The 8,395-nt window shown below is 63.4% G+C and carries 6 protein-coding genes; 3 read left to right on the top strand and 3 right to left on the bottom strand.

Annotated features, from left to right (window positions below; genetic code table 11):
- Positions 1 to 231 precede the first annotated feature (231 nt).
- Both M0954_RS02055 and M0954_RS02050 read right to left on the bottom strand, forming a co-directional pair.
- Complete coding sequence (locus M0954_RS02055) at positions 232 to 990, bottom strand: response regulator (protein ID WP_297351355.1); 759 nt, start codon at positions 988 to 990, stop codon at positions 232 to 234.
- On the bottom strand, positions 983 to 2,638 hold the full coding sequence (locus M0954_RS02050) for an ATP-binding protein (RefSeq protein WP_297351353.1): 1,656 nt from the start codon (positions 2,636 to 2,638) through the stop codon (positions 983 to 985). Before M0954_RS02050 ends, M0954_RS02055 begins: the two co-directional genes overlap by 8 nt.
- A 309-nt stretch (positions 2,639 to 2,947) precedes the next feature.
- On the opposite strand from M0954_RS02050, the gene M0954_RS02045 reads away from it, so the two are divergent.
- Positions 2,948 to 3,754 (top strand): winged helix-turn-helix domain-containing protein, encoded by an 807-nt coding sequence (locus tag M0954_RS02045; RefSeq protein WP_297351350.1) that lies wholly within the window; start codon positions 2,948 to 2,950, stop codon positions 3,752 to 3,754.
- A 263-nt stretch (positions 3,755 to 4,017) separates the two neighbouring features.
- Positions 4,018 to 5,823, top strand: coding sequence for an EAL domain-containing protein (locus tag M0954_RS02040; protein ID WP_297351348.1), 1,806 nt, complete (start codon positions 4,018 to 4,020; stop codon positions 5,821 to 5,823).
- A 48-nt stretch (positions 5,824 to 5,871) separates the two neighbouring features.
- On the opposite strand, the gene M0954_RS02035 is transcribed toward M0954_RS02040, so the two are convergent.
- A complete protein-coding gene (locus M0954_RS02035) occupies positions 5,872 to 7,164 on the bottom strand; it encodes an aspartate carbamoyltransferase (RefSeq protein ID WP_122158118.1) in 1,293 nt (430 codons plus the stop codon).
- 344 nt (positions 7,165 to 7,508) lie between these two features.
- Between M0954_RS02035 and dapA the strand changes: the two genes are divergently transcribed.
- Positions 7,509 to 8,366 (top strand): 4-hydroxy-tetrahydrodipicolinate synthase, encoded by an 858-nt coding sequence (dapA, locus tag M0954_RS02030; protein ID WP_297351346.1) that lies wholly within the window; start codon positions 7,509 to 7,511, stop codon positions 8,364 to 8,366.
- Positions 8,367 to 8,395 lie beyond the last annotated feature (29 nt).

The following is an 8,395-nucleotide window of genomic DNA, read 5'->3' as shown; positions in this document are numbered from 1 at the left end:
GAGTCGGGTATCACGGCGGATATCAATGGACTGAGCACCTCGTCGACGGATAGCCAGGTGGCGGCCACGATCGGTATTCGTCACCGGTTCTAAGGTCTGCGCCGTCTCGCTTCGCATAATGCAAAAGACCCGGAAAATACCGGGTCTTTTTTTGAAGCCTCGAGTTTTGCGTACGCGCTCGCTGCGTTGTCTTGCGTAACGCGGAGCGGCGCGGCGCGGCGCAGCGCGGCGTTACGACAAACCGGTAGATGGCGTTTCGTTGGAGTCAGTCTCCAGATCGGGATCCAGCCGATAGCCCACCCCATAGATCGAGCGGATCATGTCCTGCCCCGGACGGACGACCTGCAGCTTGCGGCGCAGATTCTTGACGTGAGTATCGACGGTGCGGTCGGTGACGACGCGGTGGTCGTCGTAGAGCTGCCGCAGCAGATGATCGCGCCGGTAGATCCGGCCGGGCGTCGATTGCAGCAACGCCAGCAGTCGGAGCTCGATGGGCGTGAGTTGCAGATCCTTGTCGTCGAGCAGCGCAACGTGCCGGTCGACATCTACCAGCAGCGGCGGCTTCGGCGCAGTTTCGGGCTGCGTCGCTGTGGCCGTCGTGGTTGCCAGTTTGCCAGCGCGCCGCAAGATGGCCTTCACGCGCGCAACGACTTCGCGTGGACTGAACGGCTTGCAGACGTAGTCGTCCGCGCCGAGCTCAAGGCCGAGCAGGCGGTCGATCTCATCCACACGTGCGGTCAGGATGATCACCGGCATTGCCGAGAAGCTGCGCAACTCGCGGCATATTTCGAGTCCACCGCGTCCGGGCAGCATCAGGTCGAGAAGAATCAGCGCCTGCGGTTGCGCGCGCACGAATGGAATCACCTGCAGGCCGTCGGCGATGATCGTCGTGCTGTAGCCCTCCGCTTGCAGATAATCTGAAAGCAGCGCTGCGAGCTTCGGCTCGTCCTCGACGATCAGGATTGGAATGGTAGTGAGCGTATCAGTCATGGTGAGAGGGCTGAAGCGGAAAGCGCAATTTGATCCAGAGACCGCCGAGCGGCGAGCGTGCGGCCTCGATGGTGCCTTCGTGCGCCTCGGCGATATGGCGGCACAAGGCGAGTCCCAGACCCGCGCCGCCGCTTTGTCTGCTGCGTGAGACATCCACGCGGAACAGGCGCTCGAACAGGTGCGGCAACAAAGGCTCGGGCACGCCTGGGTAAGAGTCCTGAACATCGATATGCAATTGCTGCTCGTGCATCGATACGCTAACGCACACCTTGCCGCCAGGATCGGTGTAGCGCAGGGCGTTTTCCAGCAGGTTCTTCAGCAATTGCGTGAGGCGATACGGGTCACCCACGATCACCGCGGGCTGATCGACGATGTCTGTTTCGAGCGCAAGATTGCGCGTGTTGAGCCGTTCTTCGAACGCGTCCGTGGCGGCCTCGACGATGCCTGCGGCATCCACCGGCACCTTTTCGAACGACAACGCACCGATGTCGGCGAGCGACAATTCGTACAGGTCGTCGATCAGCTGGCTCAGCATGGCCACCTCGGTCTGTAGCGACGACAGCGAAGCGCGGTCGGGATGGCGCACGCCGTCCTCAAGCGCTTCGAGTTCACCCCGTAGCACGGCGAGCGGGGTGCGCAATTCGTGCGAGATGTCGGCGATGAAATTGCGGCGCGAGGTCTCCGCCGTTTGCAGCGATACGGCGAGCTGGTTGAAGTCCTTGGCCAATTGGTTGAATTCGTCGCCGCTGCCTTCCGGGACGCGGGTCGCGTAGTCACCGCTGGCGAGCCGGTGGGTCGCCTCGACGAGGCGCCGGATCGGTGCGAGGAAGATTCTCGCCAGTACCATCGCCACGCCTGCGGCCAGCACTGCTGCCAACGCCACGATGATCCACGTCGCCCGTAACTGCCGGACCTGGAACTGGCGGTCCGCTGAATAGAAGATGTTCTCGGGCGCCTGGATCGAAAGCCAGCCGACCACCTGACCCGAAACCTTCAACGGTTCAAGCGATGAGCCTGGAGGCGGCAACGGCCCGTTGCTCACAATGCGACGCTTGTTCACGTCGTACAGCGCGCGGGGAGGAAGTGGTCCGGGTCTGCGGAAGGCCTGCTGCGTCGAGTTGGCCGATGCCGAGGCTGGCGAGGTCGCGGCGGACCCTTCGGGCCGGTTCGCGACAGCGGCGTTCGGCGCAGGGCTGGCGAACTGAGGTCCTTCTGGCGCCCCCGGGCCACTGTTGCGACCTGCCTGGTCGGGCATATCCGGTGGCGGGCCGGGAGGCTCACCTGGCGGGCCCATGTCGTCGCCCGGGCCGCCCGGGCCTCCGGGACCGCCTGGACCTCCAGGCCCACCCGGACCATCGGGATTTCCCGATCCCCATGGCGCCGACCTCGACGTGCCGACGCTCGAATTCTCGACAAACTTCATCCACGCGGAGCGGTCGTTGGCCAGAAAGTCCCAGCTGCCGTGCTGGGCATACGCGTCTTCGAGAGCCTTTTCCAGCTGGTTGGCACTACTGGTGTTGCGCTGGCCGACGTAATCGAAAAAGCCGTTTTCAAAGCTCACGCGCATGGCCGCGCCCATCGCGACTGCAATCGCAATGCATGAGGTGGCGATAGCCAGAAACAGCTTGGACGTGATGCCTATTTTCATTTGGATTCCCTGCCGCCACGCCTTTGCGTGGCCGCCTGTCCCGGGTGAGCGCCGGGTTTTGCCGCAGCGCGTCTACCCATTGGAAGCGGCGTATGTTGCCCGATTTTCGCATCTGCGGGCACCCGTCAAAGCCCATGTCGGGTGTTCTTCACAGTTTCTCCTTGGTTTCCCCATTTTGGGTGCGCATTTGGTCCCTACTATGGCGTCATGGTTGCTCCGGTGGCCGCTCTGACCGCCAGGCCCTGCTGCGAGGCCGAAGCGGAGGTCACCGGATTATTCTTCACAGCAGTCTAGAGGTGTTCGAACGTCATGAACATGCGGCTTCTTGTTGTTGAGCCAGACCAGGCGGTACGCGATGAACTGCGTGCCCATTTTCACCGTGAACAGATCGAAATGTCGGTGCTATACAACGCGACCTTCCTGGTTCGCCGCGTCGAGCAGGAATTGCCGACCGCCGTCGTGATGCGCGCCGAGTTGCCTGTCTCCGAGTCCCACGCGGCGCTGCGGCGTTTGCGCGCCGCCGGCTACGACATGCCGGTCGTCATGATCAGCAAGTCAGCGGACGTGATCGACAAGATCATTGCCTTCGAGCTGGGCGCGGACGATTACCTGGTGGAGCCGTTCGACATTCGTGAGCTGACGGTGCGTCTGCGTACGGTGGTGCGCCGCCGGGCGTCGGTGGTGTATGCCGCGCCTGAAATCCGCGAGCGCTACTCGTTCGGCGACTGGCAGATCGACTTCGCGACGCGGCGCCTGATCAAGGACGACGAAGAGGTCGACTTGCGGTCGAGCGAATTCGCCTTGCTCAAGGTCTTCGCCGTGAATCCGCTGAAGATCATGTCGCGCCCGAGCCTGATCGCCCTGCTTGGCATGCGCGACACCGGGCAGACGGAGCGTGGTCTTGACGTACTGGTGTTCCGCCTGCGTTCGGTCATCGAGCCAGACGTTGGGAGTCCGCAATACATTCAGACCGTGCGCGGCCGCGGCTATATTTTCGTGCCCTGCGGTGAGACAGGTAAGGGCAGCGAGGCTCATGACGCACGCTCGAACCGCATCAAGACGCCGCGCATACCGGTCAGCACGGAGCATACGCAAATGCACGAGGCGTGGGCGTAGCGCTGGCCCAGTACTCCCCCCCGAGAACGCCCCCGGGTGTCGATCCCGGGCGAACCGCCGCGTGATTTTTTGCCCACCACCTGAGCATTATTGCCAAGCCAAGTTTGCTAAGGATTACCTGACATAATAATCAGCAAAACTTGACGTCATATCGTCTTCCCTGCCTATTCAGGCGCACCCGCGTTCCACCGTATACATAGTCATGGCAGGCCACACACGCTGCACGGGCAGCATGCCCGTGCCCTTAAGGGACCAGACACATCATGGCGACGAACGCAGGCTCACGGATGGGCGCGCTCCTCGTCCAGCTTGCCGACTTCAGGACTCGCTGCGACGCCCGGGTGCACAAGTGGCTCGGACGACCGCGCAGACCTTCAGGCGCGCGCCGGCGGACCGGGCATGAGCACGAGCAACTTTTCAGAACGCTGATCGAGCACTCGCCCGATTTCATTGCCCGCTACAACCGGCGGTGTGAGGTCGTCTACGCCAACCCCGCGATGCGGCAGATTCCTGGCGGCGGTGGCTTTCGCCTGGCGCTGGCAGCGGAGGTCGGCACGCCGGCCGGACAACTCGACTACGAAGACTGCATTCGCGTGACGCTGCGGGCCACGTCTGCCCGCGAATCGGAGTTCCAGTATGACGGGCCAGACGGCGATGTCAGATGGGCGGCGGTCAGGTTCGTTCCGGAGCCCGGAGAGGGAGGACGGTCGGAAACGGTGCTGGCAGTGGGGCGCGATATCACCGATATCGTCCACTACCGGGAAAAGGTCCGGCAACTGGCATTCTTCGATCCGCTGACCGATCTGCCCAATCGCGCATGGTTGAAAGATCGCCTGCCGGCGGCACTGGCGTACGCCGACGCCGGCAGGCGGCAGATCGGTCTGCTGGTGCTGGACCTCGACAGCTTCAAGGAGGTCAACGATGTGCTCGGACACGCATGTGGCGACCAGTTGCTGCGCGCGGTGTCGATGCGTCTCCTGCAAGGTAAGCGCGGCGACGACGCGGTGGTGCGGCTGGGCGGCGATGAGTTCGCAATCCTCGCGCCGGTGCACGACGATGATCTGGACCTGGCCATCATCGCGAGCAGGATCTTGATGGCCCTGGCGGAACCGGTTGTGATCGACGGCAGCGAGGTCTTCATGACGGCCAGCATCGGCATCAGCCGCTATCCGCGTGACGGCAGCGACGCCGCGACGCTGCTGCGCTACGCCGATTCCGCCATGTATGCCGCCAAGCGGATCGGCGGTAACCAGTTCTGTTTCCACGATCCTGCGACGACGCGAGCGGCCGTCGAACGTATGGAACTGGGCACGGCGCTGCACGGCGCGGCCCATGCGGGCGAGCTGGTGCTGCTGTACCAGCCTATCGTCGATCTGGGCGGCGCGGGCCTCGTCGGCGCCGAAGCGCTGCTGCGCTGGAATCATCCAGTGCGAGGCCTGTTGACGCCAGACATTTTTATCAAGGTTGCCGAAGATAACGGCACGATAGTCGAGATCGGCGACTGGGTGCTCGCCGCAGCCTGTGAGGCGGTGGTCCGCTGGAACGCCGGACGTGCCGTGCCGATGCGCATCTCCGTCAACGTATCGGGGCGGCAGTTCGTCATGAACGACCTTGCGCGCAGCGTTCAGGCGGCGCTGGCGGCGAGTGGCTGCGCGCCGCAGTGGCTGACGCTGGAAATCACCGAAAGCCTGCTGCTGGAAAACGATCAGAACGTAGGTCGCACGCTCGACGAGCTGAACGAAATGGGTGTGGCGATCGCGATCGACGGTTTCGGCACGGGCTACTCGGCCATCAGTTATCTCGGGCACTTCCCCATCAGTACGCTCAAGATCGACCGCTCGTTTGTGCGCGACATCGACGCGCGCGGCAAGAATCTCGCGCTCGTCAAAGCGATGATTTCGATGGCGGAGTCGCTTGGGCTGGACGTAGTCGCTGAAGGCGTGGAAACGCAGCAGCAGGCCGATGTGCTTGCCTCGCTGGCTTGCCACAGGGCGCAGGGTTATCTGTTCGGCAGACCGATGCCCGAAGTGCAATTCGTCCCGTACGCGCAGTCCGGGAAGGTGCTCTAGGACGCGCTGGGCGCTTCGTCCACTGCGTTGCCGGTGTCGGGCGTAGCATCAATCGATGCCGTGAAACACCGCATCGTCCGGGCCAAGATACACCGGCGGCCGCCATGCGGCGTCGCGCATCGAGTGCTGGACAAGCTTCTCGACGCCCAGCAGCACCGCGAAAATCGCCATCCGCACCGGAATGCCATTGTCGGTCTGGCGGAAAATTGCCAGACGCGAATCGTGGTTCAGATCGGTGCTCAGGTCGTTCGCACCAGGGCGGCTGTCGCGCGGCAGCGGGTGCATGATCAGCGTATCGAGTCCGCACACGCTGTCCACCAGCGCCTGATTGATCTGGAAGTCCGGCGTGTAGCCTTCGAATGACTCGTCGGCAAACCGCTCTTTCTGGATGCGCGTGGCGTACACTACATCGGCGCCGCGCAGGCCCGCGTTCAGGTCGTGAGTTTGCTCGATCACATGGTCGTTGCGCGAGATCTGCTCGACGATATAGCTCGGCATTTCCAGTGACGGCGGCGAGATCAGCGTGAACTTGATGCCGCGATACAGCGCCAGCAGCTTGACGAGCGAATGCACGGTGCGCCCGTATTTGAGGTCGCCGACCAGCGCGATATGCGAGCCGTCGACAATCTTGCCCAGGCGCGAGAACTCGCGCTGGATCGTGTAGAGGTCGAGCAGTGCCTGGCTCGGATGTTCGCCGGGGCCGTCGCCGCCGTTGATCACCGGCACATTGGTGGCGCGCGCGAATTCGGCCACGGAGCCTTGCTCGGGATGGCGGATCACCAGCGCGTCGACATAGCCGCTCATCACGCGGCTCGTGTCGTAGATCGACTCGCCCTTGGCCATCGAAGAGAACGTAAAACCCGTGGTGTCGCAGACGGAACCACCGAGCCGGCAGAACGCCGCACCGAAGCTCACGCGGGTCCGGGTGCTGGCTTCGAAGAACAGGTTGCCGAGCACCGCGCCTTCCAGCACGCGCGAGATTTTGCGGCGCCGGGCGATGGGCTGCATGATGTCCGCGACCCGGAAGAGGGCCTCGACCGAGTCGCGCGAGAACTGATCGACCGACAGCAGTTGCGGCTTGCCTTCGAACAGCATCTGACTGGCGAGCGATTGTGAGTCTACGCTTTGCGTATAGTTTTCACCGGGCTCGCCGTGCACGACGATTTCCGACACGAAACGCTCGACGATCTCGGGCATGGCCCGCGATTCCTGCGAATCGTCCGGCAGCAGCCACGTGTCCAAAGCCCGGCGCGACACGCCGATGCGGCTCGCGAAGGTGTCGCGGGTCATGTTCATGCGGCGCATGGCGTCGCGGAGGAAGGCTTGTTGCGGGACGCTCATGCTGGTCACCTTTGGGTCGGATTAATCTACGATTAATGTACGCGGTGCGTATATTAGAACGGCGGCACGAGAAGTCAAGAAATTTTGACTCCAGTGTTACACTGCCGCACATGGAAACCGGCCACATGCTCCGCTCAACCGCAACCCGCCTCGCGCTCGCGAGCGTGGCGTCTGCCTGCGCGGCCGCTAGCGCCAAAGCCAAAAAACAGCTGCTCATCTGACCGGAGCCTGCTGTTCCGTCAGATGTGCGATGAACAGTCATCAGGGCCCGCGTCTTATTTCCCCGCTTTTGACCCCCTCGCCACGCTGAACGGAATCGATACGGTCGCGTTCGAGGTTAAGTCATGTCTATCTTTTCGGGTATCTGGGTTCCTGTCATTACGCCGTTCGCCGACGGCGCCGTCGATCACGCCGCGCTGCGGCGATTAGTGCGCTTCTACGCTGAGGCAGGCGTAGCAGGGCTGGTCGCGCTCGGCACCACCGGCGAGCCGGCGGCGCTTGAGACCGCCGAGCAGGATGCGGTGCTGGCGACCATCCTTGCGCAAGCCGGTACGCTGCCGGTGCTGGCCGGCGTGGCAGGCAATCACACCGCGAGCCTGCGCTCGCGCATCACGCAGTTGAACGATCTGCCGGTCGCGGGCGTACTGATCTCGGCGCCGTACTACATCCGGCCTTCGCAGGCCGGGCTGATCGAGCATTTCACCGGTTTGGCCGATCTCAGCGTCAAGCCGGTGGTCGTCTATGACATTCCGTATCGCACCGGTGTGCGCCTCGAACTGGCGACGTTGCTGACACTGGCCGGGCATCCGCGAATTCAGGCGGTCAAGGACTGCGCCGGTTCGCTCGACACGACGCTCGCGCTGATTCTCGACGGCCGCCTGCAGGTGCTCGCTGGCGATGACATGAACCTGTTCAATACGCTTTGCCTCGGTGGCAGCGGCGCGATTGCGGCTTCGGCGCATGTGCATCCGGAGCGCTTTGTGGCGTTGTACCGCGCGCTAGCGGACGGCCGGCTCGAAGACGGCCGGCCGATTTTCCACGCGCTCGCGCCGTTGATCGGGGCACTCTGCTCGGAGCCCAATCCCGGTCCAGTGAAGGCTGCGCTGGCAGCCCAAGGGCTGATCAGCGACGAACTGCGCGCGCCGATGACGCGGGCCACGGAAGATCTGCGCGAGCGATTGCGGCAACTGGTCGATGCCTGAGCGCAAACTTGCAGGCTGGAACAAATGAA

It is taken from the genome of Paraburkholderia sp., assembly GCF_026225065.1.
Taxonomy (GTDB): Bacteria; Pseudomonadota; Gammaproteobacteria; order Burkholderiales; family Burkholderiaceae; genus Paraburkholderia.
Note: the sequence above shows the minus strand (reverse complement) of the source record. Positions and strands in the feature narration are given on the sequence as shown.

Excerpts from the sequence above, each read along its gene's own strand:
- M0954_RS02055 (WP_297351355.1), bottom strand. The coding sequence starts at position 990 with ATGACTGATACGCTCACTACCATTCCAATCCTGATCGTCGAGGACGAG.
- M0954_RS02050 (WP_297351353.1), bottom strand. The coding sequence starts at position 2,638 with ATGAAAATAGGCATCACGTCCAAGCTGTTTCTGGCTATCGCCACCTCA.
- M0954_RS02045 (WP_297351350.1), top strand. The coding sequence starts at position 2,948 with ATGAACATGCGGCTTCTTGTTGTTGAGCCAGACCAGGCGGTACGCGAT.
- M0954_RS02040 (WP_297351348.1), top strand. The coding sequence starts at position 4,018 with ATGGCGACGAACGCAGGCTCACGGATGGGCGCGCTCCTCGTCCAGCTT.
- M0954_RS02035 (WP_122158118.1), bottom strand. The coding sequence starts at position 7,164 with ATGAGCGTCCCGCAACAAGCCTTCCTCCGCGACGCCATGCGCCGCATG.
- dapA (WP_297351346.1), top strand. The coding sequence starts at position 7,509 with ATGTCTATCTTTTCGGGTATCTGGGTTCCTGTCATTACGCCGTTCGCC.